General features: G+C 61.5%; 23 protein-coding genes and 1 riboswitch. Of the genes, 8 read left to right on the top strand and 15 right to left on the bottom strand.

The window, feature by feature from the left end; all coding sequences use genetic code 11:
• Window positions 1-176 precede the first annotated feature (176 nt).
• From ACQKI2_RS00265 to ectA, 7 genes are read right to left on the bottom strand one after another with little or no spacing between them, the layout of a single operon-like run.
• Complete coding sequence (locus ACQKI2_RS00265) at window positions 177-1,631, bottom strand: sodium/proline symporter (RefSeq protein ID WP_427377743.1); 1,455 nt, start codon at window positions 1,629-1,631, stop codon at window positions 177-179.
• Window positions 1,628-2,965 (bottom strand): MFS transporter, encoded by a 1,338-nt coding sequence (locus ACQKI2_RS00270; protein WP_427377744.1) that lies wholly within the window; start codon window positions 2,963-2,965, stop codon window positions 1,628-1,630. The genes ACQKI2_RS00265 and ACQKI2_RS00270 overlap by 4 nt, the downstream gene beginning before the upstream one ends.
• Window positions 2,965-4,413 (bottom strand): aspartate kinase, encoded by a 1,449-nt coding sequence (locus tag ACQKI2_RS00275; RefSeq protein ID WP_427377745.1) that lies wholly within the window; start codon window positions 4,411-4,413, stop codon window positions 2,965-2,967. Before ACQKI2_RS00275 ends, ACQKI2_RS00270 begins: the two co-directional genes overlap by 1 nt.
• A 1-nt stretch (window position 4,414) precedes the next feature.
• Complete coding sequence (gene thpD / locus ACQKI2_RS00280; protein ID WP_427378033.1) at window positions 4,415-5,356, bottom strand: ectoine hydroxylase; 942 nt, start codon at window positions 5,354-5,356, stop codon at window positions 4,415-4,417.
• A 16-nt stretch (window positions 5,357-5,372) separates the two neighbouring features.
• A complete protein-coding gene (locus ACQKI2_RS00285; protein WP_035595599.1) occupies window positions 5,373-5,780 on the bottom strand; it encodes an ectoine synthase in 408 nt (135 codons plus the stop codon).
• 11 nt (window positions 5,781-5,791) lie between these two features.
• Window positions 5,792-7,087 (bottom strand): diaminobutyrate--2-oxoglutarate transaminase, encoded by a 1,296-nt coding sequence (gene ectB / locus ACQKI2_RS00290; RefSeq protein WP_427377746.1) that lies wholly within the window; start codon window positions 7,085-7,087, stop codon window positions 5,792-5,794.
• Window positions 7,088-7,131: 44 nt separating this feature from the next.
• Window positions 7,132-7,698, bottom strand: coding sequence for a diaminobutyrate acetyltransferase (ectA, locus tag ACQKI2_RS00295; protein WP_427377747.1), 567 nt, complete (start codon window positions 7,696-7,698; stop codon window positions 7,132-7,134).
• 184 nt (window positions 7,699-7,882) lie between these two features.
• Here ectA and ACQKI2_RS00300 point away from each other — a divergent pair, with 184 nt between their 5' ends.
• Window positions 7,883-8,413, top strand: a complete 531-nt coding sequence (locus ACQKI2_RS00300; RefSeq protein WP_427377748.1) for a MarR family winged helix-turn-helix transcriptional regulator — start codon at window positions 7,883-7,885, stop codon at window positions 8,411-8,413.
• 48 nt (window positions 8,414-8,461) lie between these two features.
• On the opposite strand, the gene ACQKI2_RS00305 is transcribed toward ACQKI2_RS00300, so the two are convergent.
• The 5 genes from ACQKI2_RS00305 to ACQKI2_RS00325 all read right to left on the bottom strand — a co-directional run bounded on the left by ACQKI2_RS00305 (window position 8,462) and on the right by ACQKI2_RS00325 (window position 14,391).
• The gene (locus tag ACQKI2_RS00305; RefSeq protein ID WP_427377749.1) at window positions 8,462-9,409 is read right to left on the bottom strand and encodes a C1 family peptidase; all 948 of its coding nucleotides are present in this window, start codon (window positions 9,407-9,409) and stop codon (window positions 8,462-8,464) included.
• A gap of 90 nt (window positions 9,410-9,499) precedes the next feature.
• Complete coding sequence (locus ACQKI2_RS00310; RefSeq protein ID WP_427377750.1) at window positions 9,500-10,981, bottom strand: serine/threonine-protein kinase; 1,482 nt, start codon at window positions 10,979-10,981, stop codon at window positions 9,500-9,502.
• A gap of 9 nt (window positions 10,982-10,990) precedes the next feature.
• The gene (locus ACQKI2_RS00315) at window positions 10,991-12,145 is read right to left on the bottom strand and encodes an FHA domain-containing protein (RefSeq protein ID WP_427377751.1); all 1,155 of its coding nucleotides are present in this window, start codon (window positions 12,143-12,145) and stop codon (window positions 10,991-10,993) included.
• A 5-nt stretch (window positions 12,146-12,150) separates the two neighbouring features.
• Entirely contained in the window at window positions 12,151-13,812 is a 1,662-nt protein-coding gene (locus ACQKI2_RS00320; RefSeq protein WP_427377752.1) for a hypothetical protein, read from the bottom strand.
• Between the two features lie 3 nt (window positions 13,813-13,815).
• Window positions 13,816-14,391, bottom strand: a complete 576-nt coding sequence (locus ACQKI2_RS00325; protein WP_427377753.1) for a hypothetical protein — start codon at window positions 14,389-14,391, stop codon at window positions 13,816-13,818.
• A gap of 148 nt (window positions 14,392-14,539) precedes the next feature.
• On the opposite strand from ACQKI2_RS00325, the gene ACQKI2_RS00330 reads away from it, so the two are divergent.
• Window positions 14,540-15,124, top strand: a complete 585-nt coding sequence (locus ACQKI2_RS00330) for a sigma-70 family RNA polymerase sigma factor (protein WP_427377754.1) — start codon at window positions 14,540-14,542, stop codon at window positions 15,122-15,124.
• Window positions 15,105-17,468, top strand: coding sequence for a protein kinase domain-containing protein (locus ACQKI2_RS00335; protein WP_427377755.1), 2,364 nt, complete (start codon window positions 15,105-15,107; stop codon window positions 17,466-17,468). Before ACQKI2_RS00330 ends, ACQKI2_RS00335 begins: the two co-directional genes overlap by 20 nt.
• Before the next feature lie 3 nt (window positions 17,469-17,471).
• On the opposite strand, the gene ACQKI2_RS00340 is transcribed toward ACQKI2_RS00335, so the two are convergent.
• Together ACQKI2_RS00340 and ACQKI2_RS00345 are read right to left on the bottom strand one after the other, a co-directional pair.
• Window positions 17,472-17,900 (bottom strand): hypothetical protein, encoded by a 429-nt coding sequence (locus ACQKI2_RS00340; RefSeq protein ID WP_427377756.1) that lies wholly within the window; start codon window positions 17,898-17,900, stop codon window positions 17,472-17,474.
• Between the two features lie 124 nt (window positions 17,901-18,024).
• Entirely contained in the window at window positions 18,025-18,702 is a 678-nt protein-coding gene (locus ACQKI2_RS00345) for a DUF3299 domain-containing protein (RefSeq protein ID WP_427377757.1), read from the bottom strand.
• A gap of 206 nt (window positions 18,703-18,908) precedes the next feature.
• A riboswitch (yybP-ykoY riboswitch) is annotated at window positions 18,909-19,086 on the top strand.
• A 13-nt stretch (window positions 19,087-19,099) separates the two neighbouring features.
• Between ACQKI2_RS00345 and ACQKI2_RS00350 the strand changes: the two genes are divergently transcribed.
• A complete protein-coding gene (locus tag ACQKI2_RS00350; protein WP_427377758.1) occupies window positions 19,100-19,669 on the top strand; it encodes a TMEM165/GDT1 family protein in 570 nt (189 codons plus the stop codon).
• A gap of 93 nt (window positions 19,670-19,762) precedes the next feature.
• A complete protein-coding gene (locus ACQKI2_RS00355; protein WP_427377759.1) occupies window positions 19,763-20,080 on the top strand; it encodes an ArsR/SmtB family transcription factor in 318 nt (105 codons plus the stop codon).
• Window positions 20,081-20,136: 56 nt separating this feature from the next.
• On the opposite strand, the gene ACQKI2_RS00360 is transcribed toward ACQKI2_RS00355, so the two are convergent.
• Complete coding sequence (locus tag ACQKI2_RS00360) at window positions 20,137-20,985, bottom strand: hypothetical protein (protein ID WP_427377760.1); 849 nt, start codon at window positions 20,983-20,985, stop codon at window positions 20,137-20,139.
• 95 nt (window positions 20,986-21,080) lie between these two features.
• Between ACQKI2_RS00360 and ACQKI2_RS00365 the strand changes: the two genes are divergently transcribed.
• From ACQKI2_RS00365 to ACQKI2_RS00375, 3 genes are all read left to right on the top strand, one after another.
• Window positions 21,081-21,755: a Fe2+-dependent dioxygenase gene (locus ACQKI2_RS00365; RefSeq protein WP_427377761.1), complete on the top strand. Its 675-nt coding sequence runs from the start codon at window positions 21,081-21,083 to the stop codon at window positions 21,753-21,755.
• A gap of 202 nt (window positions 21,756-21,957) precedes the next feature.
• The gene (locus ACQKI2_RS00370; protein WP_427377762.1) at window positions 21,958-22,692 is read left to right on the top strand and encodes a superoxide dismutase; all 735 of its coding nucleotides are present in this window, start codon (window positions 21,958-21,960) and stop codon (window positions 22,690-22,692) included.
• A 128-nt stretch (window positions 22,693-22,820) separates the two neighbouring features.
• Window positions 22,821-23,558: a hypothetical protein gene (locus tag ACQKI2_RS00375; protein WP_427377763.1), complete on the top strand. Its 738-nt coding sequence runs from the start codon at window positions 22,821-22,823 to the stop codon at window positions 23,556-23,558.
• The last annotated feature ends 4 nt before the right edge of the window (window positions 23,559-23,562 follow it).

Raw genomic sequence — 23,562 nt, forward strand, 5'->3', positions numbered from 1 at the left:
GTCGCTAGTGTTCGCGCCATAGCCGATTTCACCTTAGATTTTATTGTCACGAATGCGGGAATTCGTGGCGAACACGCCATAAATGCCTGAATTCCCGCTTCTAGAGGGGGAGATACAGTAAACCGGAGGCTGCCTGAATGCACTGCCACCGCTTGTTTTCAAGCGGTGGCGCTGGATTATTCGGCCGGGCCGCCCCCTGCGGCGGCTGCAGGCTGAACAGGCGCGCTGGCCGGTTCGCGGCGCTGGGACAGGAACCAGCCCACCACCAGCGGCACAAGAATGCCCGGCAGCCCTTCATAGATGCTGTCGTGCCAGCCGAGGCCGAAGCGCCAGAAGAGCGCCACGCTGACCCCCAGCACCAGCATGAAGATCGCCGCTGGCTCCGACACCCGGCGGCGCAGGGCGTAGAGCGTGAGGAGCGGCGCGAAGGCCGAGGCGAGTGTCGACCAGGCGAGGATGACCAGGCTGAAGACACTCTGATTACCCGACAGGGCAAGGCCGAGCGCAATGAGGATGGAGACCGCCGTTGCCGTTTTCAGCATGAAGGCAGTCTCCAGCCGCTTGGGCGCCAGATCGTGCGTGAAGGCGGCCGAGCAGGAAAGGACCAGGGAGTCGGCGGTCGACATTGTAGCCGCAAAGATGCCTGCCAGGATCAGACCAACGAGGACGGGCGGCAACAGTTCGGTTGCCATCATTGGCAGGGCGAGTTCAGGGTCGATGTCGGCAAGATCCGGCAGATAGAGGCGCGAGAGCATGCCGACGCCGGTGGCCAGCAGATAGAAGATCGTGAAGTAGCCATAATACCAGGCCCGCGCCCGGCCCATATTGCGATCATCATCAAGCGCCATGAAGCGGACCATCACATGCGGCTGGCCCACCACGGAGAAGCCGGCAAACAGCCAGCCGACAATGAACAGCGCCATGCCAAGTGCGCCGGGAAAGAGCAGATCATCCGGGAAAGGATCAAGAAAGCCGGGGATCGCGCGCCATAGCTCCATCGCCCCGCTGACCCCGCCTACGCCTGCGAAGGCGGCAATGAGCAGCAGCGTCATGGCCGCCATCATGGTGATTGATTGAGCGCCATCGGTCCAGATCGACGCGCGGATGCCCCCGACGATGGAGTAAATCAGGACCATGGTGGCGACCATCACCGCGCCCGTCCATGGGTTGATGCCGAGCACACCTTCGAGCGCCTTGCCGCCCGCCGAAATCTGCGCGGCAGCATAGGCAATCAGGAAGATGACCATGATGACAGCGGCAATCTTCTGCCAGACACCGAACTTTTCCCCATACCAGCGGGCGATCACCGCGGCGAAAGACGCCTCGCCGGTCCGGGCGGTGGCCTGGCGCAGGCGGCGGTGAATGAAGCTGGAGCCGATGAAATCCCCCACGATCCAGCCGAACATCAGCCAGATGGCGGCAAGGCCGGTCTGGTAGGTGAACCCGATGACCCCAATGAACATGTATCCGGAATTGTTGGTGGCGACTGCGGAGAGCCCGGCAAGCCAGGGGGCGACGCTGCTGCTGGCGAGGTAATAGTCCTTGCGCTTGCCGGTTGCCTTTCGCCCTGAGGCCAGACCGATTGCCACGAAGGAGAGCAGTATAAGGACGAAGCTGATGGCGGTGATCATGAGGTGGCCTCCTGTGGGCCGGAGGTGGGCCCGGAAAACAGGTCCGGTTGCTCAGGCTCGCCACGCGGATCGATCTCCGCGATGGCAAGGCTGGTGGCCGGGGATACGGAAAATGGTTCGCGCGCCTGCGTGGGCACAGGCGGCGAAACGGCGGCACGGGAGAGGCAAGCGATGGCCAGGCCCGCAAGCGCAAGGCCGGCAAACAGGAAGAGGCCGCCCCCGCCCGGAATGACCTGGAGAAAGCCACCGGCAATCAGCGGGCCGATAACAGACCCGATACCCCAGACGACGAGGATGCCTGCCATCATCGACGTGATTTCCTCCGGGGCCGCACGATCTGCCGCATTGGCCACGGCGACGGCGTAGTAGCTGAGCGATCCGGCGCCGAAGATGGCAGCGAGGAGGAGCGTGAGAGGGGGAATGTTGATGGCTGCGGTGATGAAGAGGAAGATAGCCGCAACGGCCCCGATACCGGCGGCTACAGCAATGACGATGCGGCGGTCGAACCTGTCGGACACAAGGCCGATGGGCCAGAGACCAATCATGGCGCCGGCAAGGATCGCGCCGTTAAGCTGCGCGGAGAAGGCGGCGGCATCTTCAGGCCGGATGGCAGCGGCGAAGACGGGGTAAAGCTGGGCAACGGAATTATTGACGGCGCCCGCACAGAAGGCCGCGAAAACGGACGCTGGCGCGAGGGAGAGCAATCGTCTGGGCCCGAATGGTTTGGCGGCGACGAGTTCGGGCTGGCTACGATTGGTCGCCGCGACGGGCAGCAGCGCGGCGATGAACAATCCCGCCACCACCATGAAGGCGCCAAGCCCCGCCAGGGCGGCGGCAACAAGGAAAGGCGCCGCGATGGCGCCGGTCTTGGAGACCATATGGTAGAAGCCAAGAATGGCGCCCCGTTTCTGAGGCGGGGCGGCATTGGCGATCCAGCTTTCGCCCGCCGTGAGCATGCCCGCCGCCCCTGCCCCTGCTAGCGCAAGCAGCAATGACCAGCCGGCAATTTCACGCCCCGCAACCGGCAGGATCAACGCGGTCAGCGCGCAGAGGCCTGCCAGCAGCGTGAATGTGCGGATATGCCCGATGCGGCGGATTTCGTGGGGCGCAATCAGCGTCCCCCCCAGGAAGCCGGCCGAATAGGCCGACGCCACCACGCCGATGCCGGCACCGGCGACGCCTGCTGCAAGCAGTTTCAGCGACATCACCATGGCCAGCGCCGCCATAGCGCCCTGAAGCAGCGTCAGCGCAGCCACCAGAACAAGGATGTTCCGGTAGGCCGCAAAACTGCCGTGTCCCGACAGGACCAGCCCCGGCCTGTCGAGAAGCTGCATCACGCCGCCGGACGCAGCGGCGCGGCCGGCCTGATGGAGGCGCCTGCCCGCTCCACCAGCGTTTCATGCAGGGCACAGATGGCGGTGTCGAAATCCTCCTCCTGGATCACGGCCTGAATATCCGTTTTCCGGGAGACCTGCTGCAGGCCGATGAGCGGCACACCAGCGTCATGCAAGGAGGTAAGCGCCCGCGCGGTGATGCCGGGCACGTTTATATCCGCGCCGATGACGGAAACGATCGCCACGCGGCTGGTCGAGACGGCCGCGCCCGCGAGGCGGGCCTCAATGTCAGCGGCGGCGCGCTTGAGGGCTTTGCGGCTGCCTTCGACATAGTGGGTGATCGTATTGGCATTGGAACATTTCGACACGATACGGATGGAATGGCGCGTGAGCGCTTCCAGCACGGCCGCGTCATAGCCCTTCTCGCCGACCATATCCTGATCGAACACTTCCAGCGCGAACACGCCTTTGAGGCCAGTGACGATTTCCGCCCGTGGCTTTTCCGGCGCATAGTCTGCGCAGATGACCGTGCCGCCATCCTTGGGATCGAAGGTATTCTTCACCCGTAGGGGAATACCCGCCTGGCGCAGGATCTTGGCGGCTTTCGGATGGACTGCTTCCATGCCCATGTTCGAGAGCTGGTCGGCCACATCGAAATTCGTCAGGCCGATCTTGCAGACCTTGTCGCTGCCGACGAGGTTTGGATCGGCGCTGGAGAGGTGGAACTCCTTGTGGATGATCGCTTCATCCGCACCGATCAAGGCAGCCAGGCGGGAGAAGGTTACTTCCGTATACCCCCGGCCAAACTGGCGCACGAGACCATCGCGGCAACTGGCATAGCCAGTAACGATGGGTAGTTCTGTTTCCAGGTCAATCTTGCCGAGCGCGTCCTGCATCCGCTCTTCCATGGTCAGATCGCGCTCGTCCCGCCAGGCGGTGAGATCCACAGCCTTTGCATTCACGCCATGCTTCTGAAGAAGCAGGGCTGTGTTGAACGCCGAATGCGCCTCGCCCAACGAGGAGAGAACTTCCTTCACGGTGGCGAGATTTTCATCCAGCCGGAACTGGCCGTAGGAACAGAGACGGTGCAGATCGATCAGGCAGTTGCGAACATCTTCAATCCGTTCCCGCACGAAATTGTCCGCGATGGCCTGCTCAGGATCGCCGCCAAACATTTCGGCGTTCTTCTCTTCCATGGCTGCGGCCACTGCGCCCAGCGCCTCGGTCCAGGCCCATTTATTGCCGGCGCCGGAGAACAGGCTGAACACGCCCGGCTCTCCGGATTTCTTGTGCTCAAGCAGCCGGTTCGTCATGCCCGAATAGGCCGAGACGACAAAAATGCGGTTATAAAGCTCTGCGCCGTTACGGCCACCGATCAGCACATTTTCCAGCGCGGCCTGCGTATTGGAGATCGACGTGCCGCCGATCTTTTCCACGGTACGTTTCATGTTATCGGCCTCCCACGGGGAATGGCGGCAGGGTCTTCAGTGGGCGGATAGGTTCTTTGACCTGACGGTGGGCCACAAATTCCGGACGCGGCTTTGTTTTGCCGAACGGTTCGCGCAGGCGGTTACTCCAGGCATTGAACACGAAGAAGGCATTGATGCGCTCATAGGGCGTGATGTTACTGTTGGAGCCGTGCATCGTATTGCAATCGAAAACCACGACAGAGCCAGCCTTGGGCGCCGGACCTTCGATACCGCCGAGCTTTGCCAGATGGGCGAGACTATCGCCATCAGGCACACCATATTCCTGCTTCTTCAGGGACTCGCGGTAATGCTCGTCCGGCGTTTCGCCCACGCAGGTTACATAGTTCATATGGCTGCCGGGCATGAACATCGTCGGACCGGAATGGGGGTGATTGTCCGTCAGCATCACCGACATCGAGATCGCCCGCATGCGGGGCATCCCGTCTTCCGTGTGCCAGGTTTCAAAATCGGAATGCCAGTAGAAATCCTTGCCGCGGAAGGCAGGCTTATAATTGATGCGCGACTGATGGATGTAAACCTCATCGCCGAGGATAAACCGGGCGAGACCTGAAAGCCGCTCATCCGCCGCCAGACGTTCGAAGACGTCAGACTGGCGATGCGGCGCGAAGACGGAGCGCACAGCGTCTGCCCCCTCCATTCCGCGCTCACTGATACGGCTTTCGGGGATCAGACCGCCGCGCTCGCGCAGGGCGTTTGCTTCGCGAGTCAGGGCTTTCACCTCTTCAGGCGTAAAGACATTTTCCAGCACGACAAACCCATCGCGCACGAACTGATCAATCAGCTCACGGTCTACCGGTGGCTCCTGCCCCGGCTGACCATGCACCACGGGGTCGCGGCGCTCCAGCCATTCGGGCCGGGGTTTCTGGCGGGAAGGATATAAATCCTGTTCTGTGTCCGTCATCATGGAATATCTCCCTTCAGGCAGAGTTTTCGAGGGCGGCATCGGCAGGATAGGCGCCATCTGCGCCATGCACTTCCTTGCCGGTGACCGGCGGATTGAACACGCACGCCATCATCATCGGCGCGCCCGCGTCAGCCCGCAGGATGTGCTTGTCGTTCTTGTTCAGGGCATACATGACGCCGGGACGAATGGTGTGCGTCTCGCCGGTTGCGATGTCGGTGATCGACCCTGTGCCTTCCATGCAGAACACGCTCTCAAGATGGTTCTTGTAGTGCATGTGCAACTCGGCGCCGGCATGGATGGTGGTGATGTGGAAAGAAAATCCCATGCCATCATCTTTCAGCAGCAGGCGGACGGAAGACCAGCCATCGCTGTCGACACGGCGTTCTGTGAGGATTTCCTTTGCGAGGTCTCGTACAATCATTCTTGTCTCCTTCAGGCTGCGGATTTCTGCTGACGCGCATTCACTGCGCGCACGGCATCCGCGATAATTTTCAGGCCGGCATCGAGTTGCTCATCACTGATGGTGAGGGGCGCCAGCACCTTGACCACCTCATCCCGGCTGCCGCTGGTCTCGATGATGAGGCCATTGGCGAAGCAGGCCGCGCAGATTTCTGCGGCAACTTCGCCGCTCTCCATCTCGATGCCCGACATCATGCCCCGCCCCTTCAGGCGGCCGGCAAACGGCGCGGATACGGCAATCTTTTCCAGCCCTGCGCGCAGACGCGCTGCCTTGCGAGCCGTTTCCTTCTCGAAAGCGTCATCGGCCCAGAAGAGGTCCAGCGCTTTGGCGGCCGTCACGAAGGCGTGGTTGTTGCCCCGGAAGGTGCCGTTATGTTCGCCCGGCTTCCATTGGTCATGCTGTGGGCGGATGAGTGTCAGCGCCATCGGCAAGCCAAGCCCGGAAAGGGATTTGGCCAGCGTCACGATGTCCGGCGTGACGCCTGCCTTCTCGAAACTGAAGAAGCCGCCCGTACGGCCAATCCCGGCCTGGATGTCATCGATGATGAAGAGCGCGCCATGCTTGCGGGCGATCTTCTCGATCTTCCGCAGCCAGGCATCCGAAGCAACATTCAGCCCGCCTTCGCCCTGCACTGTTTCCACAATGATGGCGGCCGGCTTGTCCAGACCCGAAGAGGGGTCCGACAGGCGCCGGTCCAACTGGTCCGCCGTATCGGTGTCATCGCCGAAATAGCCGTCATAGGCTTCGTGCGTTACACCGGTCAGCGGGACGCCCGCCCCGCCGCGCTTGCCGGAATTACCGGTGGCAGCGAGCGCGCCCAGCGTCATGCCATGGAAGCCATTGGTGAAGGCGATCACATTCGTCCGCCCCGTGACTTTCCGTGCCGTCTTCAGCGCTGCCTCAACGGCGTTCGCCCCCGTGGGCCCCGGAAACAGCACGCGATAGTCCATCCCGCGGGGCTTCAGGATGCGGCGCTCGAAAGTTTCTAGGAAGCGGGCCTTGGCACGGGTGTGCATGTCAAGGCCATGGGCCACGCCATCGGCCTTGATATAGTCCAGCAGGGCCCGCTTCAGTTCCGGATGGTTGTGGCCGTAATTCAATGTGGAGCAGCCAGCCAGGAAATCGATATAGCGGGTGCCATCTTCCGCGATCAGTTCGGCGCCGCGCGCAGAGCGGAACACTGCCGGGAACGAGCGGCAATAGCTGCGCACGCGGGACTCGCGGCGTTCAAAGATATTCGAGGGTGCAGATGCATGTTCATAGGCCATTGATGGCTCCTTTTTTTGCTCTGATTTGACAGGGGGCTGACGGATCAGCCCGAAGCCTTCGGCGCCTGGAATGGGCCAATGGTGACGAGAAATTCGGTATCGTGCTGGCCAGCGAAGTGCCGGTGGCGATCAAACCAGGGCTCTTCGCGCAGCGGCGCAGACAGCCAGCCCGCTATGCTGCGGAACAATCCCCAGGAAGCATCATTGGCGCGCGTGATGGAGGTTTCGATCTGCGATACGCCCGCCTGCGCGCGGCGGGAGAGGATGTGCGCAAGCATCCGGCGGGGCAGCCGCTGACCGCGGGCGTCCGCATGCACGGCGACCTGCCAGAGGAAATAGGTGTTCCCCTTACCGGGCGGGCGATGGCCGGAAATCCAGCCCACAACCTTGCCGTTCATTCGCGCCACGGCAGAAGAAGCGGCAAAATGAGTGCACTGGATCAGGTTCGCATAGAGCGAATTGGTGTCGAGTGGCGGACAGGCGGCAATTAGCGCGTTAATTTCGGCCGCATCTTCCGGCACCGGCGATCCGATCTGGATCACGGCACCTGCGGTCTGACTTCGGTCCGGGATGGAATCGGTTCCATCCATTGTGGTGGCCTCATCGGGCATGACGGCTCCCATTGGTCTATTATTTTGTTCGTCAAATTATTATCCTGACGGGAATGTCAACCCCAAGGCCCGTGGTTGGTTGCATTGTTAATGAGCATAATCGCTGGAAATGACAGGGCATCCAGCAGATATTTAGGTATACAAATTATTTGTTGATCAATGGAATTGACTTAGATTGAACCTCATGATCGCTGCAGATGACTCCCTCGAATCGACCCATCCCGCCTCCGAAATGGCGCTGATTTCCCTCCGCCGGATTCTCAAGGCCGTGGAGGCCCAATCACGCTCCCTGGCGCGCGACACCAGCCTCACCCCCTCCCAACTCGTTGTGCTGAAGGAGCTGGCGCAGCGGGATGGCGCGCAGCCGGGCGAACTCGCCCGGGCGGCGGGGCTGAAACAGGCGACGATCTCCATCCTGCTCGACAAGCTTCAGGCACGCGGTCTTGTTCTGCGCAATCGGGGAGACGCCGACCGCCGCACAGTGAGGGTCCAGATCACGCCAGAAGGCCGCCAGGTTCTGAAGGCGGCGCCGGATCTTCTGCAGGCGGAGTTTGGCGCACGGTTTGCGCAGCTGCCCGACTGGGAACAAGCTTACGTCAACGCGGCGCTGACGCGGCTTGTCTCATTGCTTGGCGCCGCAGACATTGACGCCTCCCCCGTTCTGGATGTGGGCCCGGTGACAGATCTGCCCGCCGGCCCGGCCGAGCCGCGCTGACCCGATCACCCTGTCTGTGACAAGTGCGGCCGGCGTCTTCTGCCGCAGTTACTTTCCGCGCAAGCGATCCCGGAAGTCGCGCTTGGCTGTTTCGAGATTGCTGTTGAGCTGGCTGCGCAGGCCTGTTCGCAGGCTCTCCAGTTTGCGGGCCCGGGCTTCGAGCAATTCGGACGACACACCCACGCCTTTCATGGACTCGGTGAGGCTTGGCCCCATCAGGGTAAACCCTTTCGCGTCCTCGATGGCACCGATCGTCCAGAAATCCTCTTCCATGGACCAGGCATCCATCGTTTCGAACGGGATCCAGCAATAGCCCTGCTCTGCCCAACCGGCGCTCCAGCTATTGCGGACGAGATAGGCGCGCTCGGTCATGTCGTAGCCGACGATGAGCATCGCATGGCCCGATGGCGGACGCTGGGGCACCACCTGGTCCGGACGCGGCATACGGCCACTTTTCGCGGCAGCATCGTAGTATTCACCGGGCACGAAGATGCCGAACACGATGGGCAGACCATGCGCCAGAGCGGTGAGCGCAGGGACGCCGCGCGGGGTGCGGGCATATTGGACAGCTTCATAGTTGCGGGCGTTCTGATAGCAGGTCTCAAGAGGCTGAGTGGTGACCATCGACTCATTGAAGGGCCAGAGCGCCGCCTCGCACGCGCCATAAGCCAGCACGGCGGCCATGCCATGATGAATGAAGCTGCCCTGGTCAAGATGTGTCGAGTCCGAAAGCTTCCGGGCATTATAATAGACGAACAGGCGGGAAAGATCCGTCAGTGAACGGCCTGCCTTGAGATGGTGATATTCCAGCGCGCCGATAACGGCATTGGCAACGCAGGAGTTCGTCTGTAGCTGGTTCTCGACCGGCGAGCAGTGGACGCGCAGGTCGACCCGGTCCGGCAGGCGGATGGTAGGCGCGGCGAGGGTCGGCGCGGCAGACGGCTTGGGCTCGAAGCGGCAGCCATTGAGGCTGAAACCAGACCAGTTACCAGACATTGGACTTCTCCGTTCAGGATTTGAGTGGCGGGGCAAAGGGGTAGCGCTGACGGCAATGCCGGCTTTCAGTGTGCAGAGTTGCGATAATCATCAGGGGCATGGCGCGCCCGGAGGGTGATTTACGTGGATCTGGCCCTGCGCGGCGAAGGAGCCGGACATGTCATAGGTCTGGTAGCTGATGTGGCAGCCCTGATCCCACTGCATCCGCCCCTGATAGTTCAACCCGGCCCCTGGCGCGCTGAGCGTGAAGTCCCCGGATGTGCCGTTCAGCTTGCCAGAGATCTGGAGGTTGTAGCCATAGCTGCTCTGGCCAGTTCCGGAGAAGGCGCCGTTGCCGGAAACGCTGACATTGTAGACGTTTCCGGCGCCATCGTCCCAGCGCCCACTGAGGCTGGCGTAGGGAGAGCTGCCGCCGCCTCCGCCGCCATTCCCACCGCCCCCGCCGTTCTCATTTCCAATTGCGCCCGCGACTGCGATCAGCAGGAACAGGGCGAAGGCCGCCGCGCTGCTGATACCAATCCATTTGAACATACCGCCGCTACCGCGCGGTCCGGGCGTGCGCTCGGGTTTTGTTTCCGGAACATAGGCCGGGCCGACATTGACCGCATCGACAAGCTGCTTGCGGTATTCTTTTGCCGTCTGCGGACGATTTGCCGGACGGTTGGAAAGGCCGCGTTCGATCAGCGCGTCGATGGTCTTGGGCACGTCTGACCGCCCGCCCGATGGCGGCTGCCAATGTCCCTGGGGCAGAACATCCACGAGCAGTTCGTAGAAGATCACCGACAGAGAATAGATGTCGGCGGAAGGGCCGGCACTGTCAGCGGCGGTAACCTGTTCAGGCGCCATATAGCGCGGGGTTCCGAGGCCAGTTCCGATGCCCGAGTCCATGGCGCCGGATGTTGCGCGGGCAATCCCGAAATCCAGAATTTTCAACGGCGAGGCGGCCGCGGTCGGCTCGTCGATCAGCATGATGTTTTCAGGTTTCAGATCCCTGTGAACCACGCCAGCGCCGTGCGCCGCGGCGAGACCATCAAGCACCTCTGCGATGACGCGCGCAGCGACCCGCAGCGGTATGTCCTGACGCTGACGGATCTTGTCCCGGTGCCAGTCGCGCAGAGATTGCCCTTTGATGAACTCCATGGATACAAAGGGTTGCCCTTCTGTCTCGCCCACATCGTAGACCGCCACGATATTGTGGTGGCGAATATCGCGCGCGGTGATGCCTTCCGAGATCAGGCGCTTGATAGCCCCCTGCCCGGCGAGGCGATCAGGCCGGATGAGCTTCAGCGCAACCGCCTTGTCGGCCAACTTGTCATGCGCGCGATAGACGACACCCATACCGCCCTTGCCGACGATACTCTCGATGACGTATCTACCGGCAAATTCCGTACCGGGAGAAAGATCGCGCATACCTTCGCGTTCAGTAGGGCGTGCTTGGGATGGATCCATCGTTTCCAGGCCGCCAATGGTCATCAGCGCCTCGAGGCTGCTCCCCTGCTGATCGGCGCCGCACTCCGGGCAGAACCGGTCACCGGAATTGAGTTGCGCGCCGCAATTTCTGCATTTTGTCATTGGGAGCCCCTACTTCCGGACTTGAGAAAGGCGCTGGAAAATTATCTGCCGGGCGCTGCCATGCTCGACGCGGAAACTGACCCGCAGACCGAGCCTCTCCGGCGAGGAAACAAGGGGCGCGATCACATCGCCGTCGGCGAGCCGGACGATCTTGCCTTCGCCATAAGCATTGCCATTGACGCGCAGCCCGCTGCCAGCAGTTACGCGAAGGATCAGGCGGTCAGACTCGATATAAAGTTCAAAATGGCGGCGCGAGATGAGCAGGCTGGCGGATTCGTCCAGTTCGTCTGAGGCCCCGGAGACCAGCAGGCGCACATCGCCCTCCCCGCCCTGACGGCGGGTGCGGCTGCGGCCGATGGCGAGCATGCCGTCCTGTGTCATGATCGGTCCGTTGAAGGGCGCGTCGCCCTCCCCAAAGCCGAGCCAGGAAAATTCGGCGTTTCGGGGCACCCAGTTATCAGCATCAATGCCACGCAACCCAAGGCGGCGCTCTTCACGCTCTGCTCTTACCAAAGGCAGCGCGACAGCCTGATCCGTCTGCTGAATGGCCGGTTTGGCATCATTCTTTCCGGATATGTAGACGAGGTTTCCATGCCCGGCGCTTTCGCCGCCAATATTGACGACCGGCCCCTTTTCAGAATGCGGGTCTTCCACCATCAGGGTGAGGTTTGCGGTGAAGGCAAAGTTTTCCTGGCGCCAGCGCCAGCGGCTAGCCATCGCGACCAGCAATTGAAGGCCGTGTGCCCCGGCCCGTTCGATCTGGTTTGCAACGATGCTGATGGGGCGGGATTCGCCGGCATCCAGCCGCTCCCAGCCGAGATTTTCCTCCCGCCACGGACCAGATGCCTCACGGCTCCAGAGGCCCGTGACGAAAAGAGGCCGCTGCACGCCGGACAGATTTCCGATGGACATGGGAAGCGCGACCGCGCCTCCGACCTTTGCCACAGTCAGCGCGCCGGCATCCACCTGCAGATAGGGCGCGACACAGACCGTGCAGAGCCCCCGATCATCCAGCAGGCCCGCGCACTCCTCGGCTGCCATGCACCGCATCAGCGGCTTTCCGCAGTCTCCGCAGAAGGTCGCGTCACAGTCGAGGGCCGAGGTGTAGCAACACTCCGCCTGTGTCCGTTGCGGCCCGGTGTTGCGGGAGGTGACGATGGCCATGGGGATCAAGTCCGCATCTTGTGGCCACAGCCGGTGCAGAAATTCGCCTTTGCGGGCAGCGACCTGCCGCATTTCGGGCAATCGACATTGGCGGCATTCTCGCCAAAACTTTCTGGCGTTGTACCGGTTTTTCCTCCGGCGCCATGGGCGACACCGGTGGCGCCGGTCATACCGGCCTTGAGGATGTCCAGTTCATGCTGACGGCTGACGGCGCGCTCTTCCGAAGCGCCCTTGATCAGCTCACGCATGATTTCCATAGATTCCTGGCTGTTGCCGGCCTGGGCCCGCGCCTGCTCCTTGAGGACTTCGGCCACCTGGGGCGACAGACCGGCATTGATCGCCAGGATCTGTTCCGGCGTCATTTTCGAGCCCGCCATCAGCTGCGCGGTGCGCGCGTCAGCCTCAGCTTTCATAAGGGCGACCTTATTATCCGTATCGGATTTCGACACGAGGATGCCGCGCTGGGCGGTCCGGTCGTCGCCGGCAGCCTCCAGCTTCATCATTGTCTCGAGATTACGCGCCGCCTGCTCCTGAGCGAGGCGGGCGATGTCCAGCTCCATACGCTGACGGCGTTCGTTCAACTCAAGATCGGTCATCACCCCCATTTTCTTGAGGCTCTGAACATGGCGGGCATCGAGCTCTTCAATCTCGATTTCGGTTTTCCGCAGGCGGGCCGCTTCCCTGGTCAGGTCTATGAGATGGCCGGCATCGGCGATTTCCATCTCCACCTTGGCCGCGCGTTCAGTACGCAGAACTTCCACCTCATGAGCGAGGGATTCCATCTCATGACGGCGCGTGACAGCCTCGCGGGCGTCGATGAAGCGCACCTCGCTGTCGAGGACCATATGGGCGAGTTCGTCATCCGTCGCGGCCTGGACCTTGGCAAGGTCTGCGGAAGTTTCGAGCTTGAATTGGGTGGCTTCAGCCTCGCGGGACATCTCGCGCTTGAGAAGCTGAAGCTGGTAATCCAACGCCTCCTGATCCCGGTCGATCTGGGCGCGCTTGAAGGCTTCCATCTCGACACTGTTGAGCGCCCATTCAACGGAGACAGCGCGGACCAGCACCCCGAGATCGCCGAGCACGCGCTCAGCTTCCTGCATCATGTCCGCCTGGATCTTGTCCTGTAATCCGGTATTGCCGCGCATGTCACCGGCGTCAGTCCGGCTGATCACAGCCTCCAGCACGCGGTCGGATACATGGGGCGCGAGACGCTCCAGAATGTCGAGCGTAGTAAGCGCCTTGCGGCCGGGAAGTTCGCTTTCCTTCTCCGAACCCCGCTCATTGCGCGCGACGCCGCGCATCAGGCCGAGGATGTTGGACGGCTTGTCGGGGTTGAGTTGCAGCTCGAATGTGCAGAGCCCGCCAACCTCCACATTGTCCCGCGAAACGCCCTGGAAGCTCATATTGACGCTGAAGGGTTTCAGGTCTGCCAGCATGATGGCGATATGCGTTGATCCGCCTACGACACCCTTGATGGCATTCGCAAGGCCGCCGACGGAGAAGTGGGCGCCGGCGAAGCTGTCGATCAGCTGGCCATTCTTGAACAGCAGGGCCGCAAGATCTGGCGGCGCGGCAAAGCGTTTTTCGAAGAAGGTCTTGAATTCGGCTTCCCGCACGAATTCGGCAAGAAGGTTCGGGTCAGTCAGGACGAGAGGCATAGAGGCCATGGATCAGCCCTCCTTCTTAGCGGTCATGAAGAACTGGGTGTAGACGCGGGCGAAGATGATCAGCACGCAGACAGAGACCGGGATCGGATGCGCCATGACGATCGAAACCATGCGGTCTACCGCCGACACTTCCCCGACCATGTCTCCCATGCGGGAGACGGTGAAAATCGAGGTTGTGACAATCGAAAACAGGGTGAACACCGACATCACGAAAGTGACGAGGCCGGCGATCCGTTGAGCGAATGTCAAAGGCTCACGGCGAGACGCGGAATTGGCTTTGACCTCTGCCCTGGCTTCTTCCGCGTCCCGCCGGTCAAGCGCTCTTTCGTGTAGGTCCCCGCGCTTGATCGCCTCGGCCCTGGCTTTCTGGTCCACCTTCAGGAAGTCGGGCTGAGCCTTGTTGTTCTTGCTGGTTGCATTAACGGGCGTCAGGTTCGACGCATGCCGTCTCCAGATGACGAAGACTGTCAGGGCAAGCCAGATGCCCGCTGCCGCCATCGTGACATTGAAGAGGATTTCAATGATTGGCCACGCTTCGGGGGGGATCTGTTGCAATGTCTCTTGGAGGGTCTGTTCCATCTGAGGCGCCTTCAGCTAATTCGCTTCTGATGTTGAAGGCGCGAGATCGCGCGATTTCCGGTCACAATCTCCGAAAAATATTTCCAGAGCGGGCGCTGCGCCTTGTCGCGGCACGGAATTTGCGACAGTTTCGCAGCGGGAGGTGGCGATGAGCCAACCGGGTGACATATCGGCCAAGCAATTGCTGGATGCGTGGCGGGCGGGCGACCTGACCGCGCGCGACCGGCTGTTCACCGAGCTTTACTCCGAACTCCGGCAGATTTCGGCGGGCCTGATCCGCTCTGAACGCAACCTGTCCCTTTCGACCGGAGACCTGGTGAACGAAGCCGTCATCCGCCTGATGCGGGTGGACCAGATCGAATGGGCCGACAAGGTTCACTTCCTGGCGCTGGCCGCAAGGGCCATGCGACGGGTACTGATCGACCACGCGCGTAAGAAAAGGTCCGACAAGCGCCACCATCAGAAAGTGACCCTGGTGTCCCGCCTCTCCGATGGCAGTGCCGACCGGATCGAGATGGATGTGCTGGAGAAGGCCCTTATCCGGCTCAGCGTCATTGACGAGGAGAAGGCCGAAATCGTCGAACTGCGCTATTTCGGGGGTATGACGCTGGAAGAGATCGCCGCCATCAAGGGCGTTTCTGAAGCCACGGTGAAACGCAACTGGCGGGCGGCGCGTGCCTGGCTGCTGGATTGCCTCAATGAAGCAAAGCAGGATGAGCACCGGATCGACTGAACGACGCGCCCTCGAACTCCTCTCGCAGGCCCTCGACATGCCCTCCGATCAGCGGGAGGCCTGGGTACGCAGTCAGTGCGCCGGAGACGCGGCGCTGGAAAAGCGTGTGCTGGGCCTGCTGGCTACCGAGCGCGCCCATCCAGGCGCCCTGAAGACCGGCGGCGCCCGCCAGGATACGGTTGAGCCGGAAGCGCCCGAACAGGTTGGCGCCTACCGCATTATCGAGACGATCGGCCAGGGCGGCATGGGCGCGGTCTACAAGGGCGAGCGGGCGAGCGGCAATTTCGATCATACCGTCGCCATCAAGATCATCCGGCCCGGCGTTCTCTCCGAAACTCTCATAGAGCGGTTTGAGCGGGAACGGCAGATCCTTGCGGCGCTGAACCATCCCAACATCGCGCGCCTGTATGATGGCGGGGAGATGGCCGACGGCTCTCCCTACATGATCATGGAATATGTGGACGGCGAGCCTCTGCTGGTCTGGGCGGAGCGAACCGGCGCTTCCCTCCGTGAACGGTTGCATCTGTTTCAGAGCCTTTGCGGCGCTGTGCAGTTTGCCCACCAGAACCTGATCATTCACAGGGATATTACCCCCTCCAACGTGCTGGTGAACAAGGGCGGCCTGGTCAAGCTGATCGACTTTGGAATTTCCAAATCTCCCGACAGCTCGCCCCCTGCCCGGTTCAACCCGCCCGGCAGCAAGGAGGCGATGAGCTATACACCGGGCTATGCCGCGCCGGAGCGTTCGCGCGGGGCGGCTGCCAACACGCTGTCTGACATCTATTCGCTAGGCAAACTGCTGGCGGACCTGTTGAAACCGGACGAGCGATCTCCTGAGCTGACGGCGATCATCAATTGCGCCACGGCGCAGGAGCCTGCGGACCGGTATGCCTCCGTCGATGCCCTCAATGAGGACATCAGCGCCCTGCGGTCCGGCAAGCCGGTGGCGGCTTACAGCGGGAGCCGTTTCTACCGGTTCAGGAAGTTCGTAGCCCGCCACCGCATCACCGTGGCATCGATTGCGGGAGTGATCATTGGGCTTAGCGCGGCGCTGGCCACGACTGTGGTGCAGTACAACCGCGCCGAAACCGCCCTCGACATTGCGAACAAGCGTTTCACCCAGGCGCGGGAGCTCAGCCGTACGCTGGTTTTCGACGTGTACGACCAGACAGAGAAGATCTCAGGATCAATGGAAGCGCGCAAGGCGCTTGCCGGGGTGGTGAAGGATTATATCGACGGCCTCCAACTCGACGAGGAGGCGCCAGAGCAAGTTCTGGTCGAGGTGGGCATCATTACGTCCCGGCTGGCCGACCTTTATGGCGGCATCGGCATCGCAAACCTGGGCGAAAATGAAGTATCCATGCAGCTGTTCCTGGATGCGCAGAAGGCCCTGAACAGCGCGCTGGAGCAGAACCCGAATGATAAAACGGCCATTGCCGAACTGCTGATGGCCGAGCGCATGCTGACGATGCAGTATCTCTACCACAAGAACGATCTGGTGACGGCGCATCAGGCCAATGACCGGGCCCGGCTTCTCGCCGAACGGGGCCTTTCTCTTGGCAGCGAAGGGGAAGGCCCTATTCTCCGGCACTTCTGGAGCATCCGGACCGATGAACTTCAGTTGCTGACCGCCGAGAAACGTACGGAAGAAGCGCTGACCAAGGTTCGCCAGTGGCGATCGGAGCTGACGCCGGAGATGGTGGCGCGCATCGGCAGCGGCGAGGAAATGCAGGCCTATTTCGCCATGCAGGAAGCGATGCTGCTAACCGGCGCAGAGCGCGGGGCGGAGGCGCTCGAACCGCTGGACACAGCCATAACATTGCGCGCGGCGCAGCTGGCTGAGAAACCGGAAAATTATTACTTCAAAACGCAGCTGATGGTCGCCCATGGCGAGATGGCCACTGCTTCGCGCCTGGCGGGAGATATGGCAAGGAGCCGCGCGAGCGCCGAGCAGGCCGTTGCCCTAGCGCGGGAAATCATGGCCGATGATCCAGAGGATGCCGGCGGCCCGGAAGGGCTGTCTGCGATGCTGCAGAAGCTCGCGACCGCTGAGTTCAGGTCCGGTAATATCAGCGCGGCACACATGGCTGCGGATGAAGCAGCCCATCTCATGGAAGGGCTGGTGCAGCAGTTTCCGGAAGACAAATTCTACCAGGTCCGCCTGCTGAACGTTCTTTCGCAGGGCGCAGAGATTGATGCAGGCGATCCGGCGCGGGTATGGTCTTGCGGGCTGGTCAGGCGGGCGGAGGGATATTTCGGCGTGAAAGCCCTGCTGGAAGATACGACTGCGGGATGGGAGGAAGAGAAAATTGCCCCCCTTCGAGCACTGACCTGCAAGAATTGAGACCTAGCCGCCGACATTCTCCCCGATCCCGAAATCGCGCCGGGCGGCAACGATGCTGACGATGGGCCCGGCGACGACATCCAGCAGCGTCATGACCATCAGCAGAAAGAAGACGGACGTTCCAAAGCCCGGAAAGGCCAGGAACCCGATCACACTGAACAACAGCAACACCATCGAAAGGGAATGATTGACGATGGCGTCTGCCTTGGTGCGCGCTGCCTTGAGGATTTCAACAAACAGGAAGATGAGCCCGATCAGAAGGACAAGATCGCCCAGAGCGAACACAAATCGCCCGCCAGACATCATGGGTAGACTGAACAATGCGCCATCCAGTCTTGCTTGCGTCCCCCCCTTTCCTGCCGTCAGAGAGACAAGAAGATAAAGGCACACCGGAATAATCAGAAGCGGGGCAACGATCAGCGCACGCAGCATGGCAAGTCTCTCCTGACGTGCCCCTTGCCCGGCATGGGCACAAGGCAGAGCTGAGGGCACATTTGCCCTCACCCCTTAAGGCGCAGAGACGGGCATTTTCGGGTCACCCCTTTTTCCGGGGCGCTCAGGGAACGCCATAGGGCTCGATCTTGGTGAGCGTCAGCGTGTAAGCGGCAGCGGCCAGATCACTTTCCTGCGTCTGCGCACTCAGCGTCCCTTCCAGCCAGTAGGCGGTCCATATGTCATCGATCTTCACGGCAGGATCGGCTTCGACATAGATGATCTGGTTGGGAGGCGGCGGCGGAGTATGGATACAGGCCCCCATATAGGGGGCGAGCAGGAAAGCCGCCTGCTTGTTCTTCAGGTTGAAATCGAAGGGCACCACATAGCCGGGTATACGGATCAGCATGCCGTCCAGCTCAGGAACGGTGTCGAACCCGCCCAGTTGCGGCATGTAATCAAGGTCTGACCCTTCCTCGATCATCTCCATTGGCTGGCTGGCATACCGGGCCTCCAGCGCCTTGTAGAATTCGGCATACTCCTGCTCCAGCGCTTCGCCGGCCCCTTGGGGCATCAGGTCTTCCCAGATGATGGGAAGCGCCTCTCCCTCCCGGACACCCCAATAACCATTCTCGCCGCCCGATTCGGGAACCGCCTGCCCCGGCTCGCTGACGTAGGCGGAGGGAGATGGCCGCTCGAAGGTTTCACTGACGGCGCCTTCCGGCATTGGAGGAGGTTCGTTCAGGGCATCATTCTGACCGTCAGGCGCGCCGCCGCCGCACGCAGCGAGCAGGAAAATCATAACTGCCGCCGCAAAACACCTCACCACACACCACCTCATTCCACACAATACTGAACTGGCCATAAATGTAATAAAGTAACATTCACGTGTCCATCGGGCTTGTGTTCAGATTCTACGGGTTTGGGACGCCTGGCCAGTGTTTCAGTTCATCCTCGTGAAGGACTTTCCACGCGGCTCTTGCATGGGCGGCGCTTCCGGGATAATCGGCACGGGTCATCTGGGGAGTAGCCAGCCACCGCAAGGTGGGCTTCCGCGTCAACATACTTGGTCGAGAGGCCATGGTGCGGAAGGAGCGGTCATACCGTTCGGGCGAGACCAATGACATTGCCTCCTGCCTTGCCGGGCGAGGATGCGATGTCGTTGGAATCAACAACTGCCCGGCCCGGAGACGATCCTCGTGGAAGCACTCTTCACCTCGACCGCCGTGGTCACGCTCGCCGAGATTGGCGACAAGACCCAACTGCTGGCCATTTTGCTGGCAACACGGTTCAAGCGCCCCGTTCCCATCATTCTCGGTATTCTGGTGGCCACGCTTGCCAACCACTTCCTGGCGGCACTTGCCGGGGCGCAGGCTGCTGCCTTTCTGGAAGGCGACTGGTTCCGGTATCTGATCGCCGCGTCGTTCATCGCCATGGGCGCCTGGACGCTGATCCCCGACAAGCTCGACGATATGGAGGACAAACCCGCCCGCTTTGGCGCCTTCATGACGACGGTGATTGCCTTCTTCCTGGTGGAAATGGGCGACAAAACCCAGCTGGCAACCGTTGCCCTCGGTGCCCGGTTCAATGACCTGTTGATGGTCACCATGGGCACGACGCTGGGGATGATGCTGGCGAACGTGCCCGCAGTGTTTCTGGGGCATGAGTTGATCCGGCGCGTCCCCCTCAAGGTTGTGCGCGGGATCGCCGCGCTTCTATTCCTCGTCATCGGGTTGTGGCTGGCTGCTCAAACTGCGGGCCTGGTCTGAGTTTTCCCATCTCGCGGGCTGGACAGGTGCGCAGAAGCGCCCCACCTCGTCTACGCACCAGTCTGACCCTTCCGAGGAGAACATTTAATGGCAATGGCCAAGCGCAAAAAGGCGAGCAGCATTGCCGTGGTCACCGAGAGGGTTCACGAAGCCGCTGGCGTCCTGAAGGCAATGGCCAGCGAAACCCGGCTGAAGATCATGTGCGCGCTGAGCGAGGGGGAACTGCCCGTCAACCAGCTAGCGGAGATGACGGGGCAATCCCAGTCCGCGGTCTCCCAGCACCTGGCCAAACTGCGCGCAGCCGGGCTGGTGGAAAGCCGCCGCGACGCCCAGACGATTTATTACCGGTGCCGGCCGGGCATCTCTCAAGCCCTGATCGATACGCTCTGCGATTATTACGGGACCAGATGAAACAGGCCGGGACGCGCCCGGCCTGTTCATTCATATCCTGACGCCGGGCGGGCCGGTCAGTGGCTGTTGGCCAGCACGGCGCTGGAGGCTGCGACCGTGATGGCCGAGAGATCCGCGTTCAATTCAGCCTGAGGGCCCGCATCCGGATAGGCTTTGGCGAGTTCGGCAAAAGCCTCGTTCAGAGCTGCTGCGCCTGCCGGGTTTGCGGCGGTGATCTGGGCTTCCTGATCCTTGAAGAGGGAAAGGCCTGCTTTGTAGAAGCCGTAACCGTCCAGATAGGGCTCATAGGTGCCCGCTTCTCTGGCGATGCGGTACATGGCAGCGGCGCGGTCTGCCTGATCCGCCGCGATGGCAGCGCGGATGGAAACCGGGCTGCGCGAAGATTCCGGCGCCTTGGTGCCCGCTGCGCGCAGCGCCGCAATGATGGCATCGGTGCGCGCGCTGATCTGCTCAGCGCTTTCGCCAGCCATCACGGCTTGAGAGGCCTCCAGCAGCAGATTGTCGAACAGCGTCACGCCGCGCGCCTTGAACAGGTCTTCCAGTTCGATCAGCACTTCGCTGACCGGGTGCGCAAACATCTCGGCGGCAGCGTCCTTTTCGCCCAGCGCGAAGGCGTCGCGCGCCGCGATGACGTGAGCTTCCGTCACGCCCAGAGCTGCCCCATAGATGACTGGATCGGTGGCGGCCTGATCGAGCGAAATGCCGCCTTCGCCTTCCCCGCCGGAGGCCACAGCCTCGACCGCTTCCTCAAAGGAGGGCGCCGGAGCCGTTGCGGCAGACTGTTCGGAAGCCGCTTCGGGCGCATCCGCCGCAGGGGGCGTGGCCTTTCCGCAGGCGCCAAGCCCGGTAGAAATAAGGGCGAGGCCAAGGCCAAGACCGGTCCAGGCTCTGTACGACTTGCTCATTCGTGCGCTCCACATATGTTGTTTATGATTGAGAATGAGTTGCAGTTAAAGCAAATGGAGCTGCGCCGCAAGACCAGAGGCGCGGAAGGCCTGAGATGATTGTCGTTGAAAACGTACTGAGCCCTGATGTGCTGGCGGAGGTTACAAGGGCGCTTGCCGAGCTGCGCTGGGAGGATGGCCGCAAGACCGCCGGGGCGACTGCGCGCCGCGTGAAGCAGAACCAGCAGGCAGACCTCACCAGCCGGACCGGCACCAAAGTGCGCGACATGCTGCTGGACACCGTTAAGCGTCATCCGGTGGTGGAAGCCTATGCCCGCCCGCTGAAATTTGCGCCGCCCCTGATCAGCCGCACCGGCGCCGGCGACACTTACGGCCTGCACATCGACAATCCGGTTATGGGCAAAGGCGACGGACGGATACGCACGGACCTTTCCTTCACCTTGTTTCTTTCGCCCCCCGAAGCCTATGAGGGCGGCGAACTTGAAATCGAGACTGTATTCAGGACAGAGTCAGTGAAGCTGCCTGCGGGCAGCATGGTTATCTATCCGTCTACGGAGTTACATCGCGTCGCTCCGGTGATCTCCGGTGAGCGATACGTATTTGTCAGCTGGATACAGAGCGCGATCCGGGACGCGGCCCAACGCGCGATCCTGTTTGACATCGCAAATCTGAAAGTGGGTCTGGCGCGCGCCTTTCCGGCGGGCTCTGCGGAATTGCTGACGCTGGCAAAGACTGAAGCCAACCTCATCAGAATGTGGGCAGACGCATGAGGAATGGCTGCCCGCTTCACAATCCTGTGAGGTGGGAACAATGGCGCCCCGAACGCGATTTTCCGAGGCAGTTGACTGACTACAGGCTGACGTTTCGTAATTTGAACCGTGACCTCGCTGCCTGCGTGCCCCATATGGGCAGGGTGCATAGATTGCGCCGCATTATTTTCACGAACTGCTTTCAGATCAGGGAGAAGATCACATGTTGAGAACACTCGCCATCGCCACCGCAGCCCTGGGGGCTGTCGCCTGCACCAGCATGGGCACCACGGCTCTCGCGAGCGAGCCTTCAGCGCCCGCCGCTTCGCAAACAGCAGCTACCGCTGTCACATACACCCTGCCCGATCTGCCTTATGCCTATGACGCGCTGGAGGGCGCCGTTGATGCGAAGACCATGGAAATCCATCATGGCAAGCACCACGCCGCTTATGTGAACAACCTCAATGCGGCGCTGGCCTCCGAACCTGCGCTGGCTGCTGAGCCGCTGGAAGCGCTGCTGGCAAAGATCTCGACGCTTTCCCCCGCCATCCGCAACAATGGCGGCGGCCATTATAATCACAGCCTGTTCTGGAAGCTCATGGCGCCTGCCGGCCAGGGGGGCACGCCGTCTGCTGAACTCGCGGCAGACATCGACGCGACCTTCGGATCGATGGACGCCTTCAAGGCGGAGTTCAACAAGGCCGCGACGGGGCAATTCGGATCAGGCTGGGCGTGGCTTGTCGTGACCGATGAGGGGCTGAAGGTCACCTCCACCCCCAATCAGGACAATCCGCTGATGGATGTTGCCGCCGTGAAGGGCGCGCCCGTGCTGGCGGTCGATGTATGGGAACACGCCTACTATCTGCAATATCAGAACCGCCGCGCCGATTATCTGAAGTCCTGGTGGGAGGTTGTGAACTGGAACGAGGTGAACAGCCTCTACGCCGCCGCTAAGTAAGCCGCAGACAGCTATCGGGAGGGTCAAGAGGCCCTCCCGTTTCTCTTTGGGCTTGCCTGCGTCTGCGCGTTCCAGCGCCGTTCATCTCCCGGTAGGCAAGACCATCCGGGTTGCTATAAAGCCCAGACATGACGCCAACACAGATTGAACAACTCCGATTTGCGCTGTCACAGCCTCGCTATGAGGGCTGGACCGCGCCGCCGATCATTCCCGGCAACTGGCGCAATCTTTCCGGGGATATGGCCCTAAGCACCATCATTGCCATCTGCGAATGGCTGGAAGACGAACGCGACATCAAGAACCTGGCCATCGACTGGAGCATCGACCGGGCGCGGGTTCGCAACCTCGCCTGCTATGAAGACACCGTTTTGGTCGAGATGGCAGGACACGCCGGTTACGGGCGTCCGGGGTTGATCAATGTTATCGTGCATGAAGATGGCATGGCCCTTCTCAACGGTACGTCCGCAGTCATCCATGAACTCAACATGGATCTACCGCCGCTTCTGGAAACACATCATCAGCGGCTGGACTATCTGCACCTGTTCATGAACTGGGTGCATGCCAGCGAGGGGCGGTTTCAGCCGGTCGCGGCGCAGGAGGAGTTGCAGGCGCGCCTGCTGCCCGAAGGCATTGAGGCCGCTGCCCAGGCTCATCTCAGCGCATTTATCGAGACAGAGCCGGAAGAAGAGACCAAAGCGCTGGCGCACTATACAGGCACAGTCCTTTATGGCGGCAGCCTGTTCCGGGCTGTAATGGCGGTCTTTCCACACGGTATTGTGGAGATGATTGATGATGATGTGCTGCTGTCAGAATTGCCGGTTCGGGAGGAAGGCCTCCTCGGACCCATGATCGTCAGCCGAATCTGACCCT

It is taken from the genome of Hyphomonas sp. NPDC076881, assembly GCF_050269995.1.
GTDB lineage: Bacteria > Pseudomonadota > Alphaproteobacteria > Caulobacterales > Hyphomonadaceae > Hyphomonas.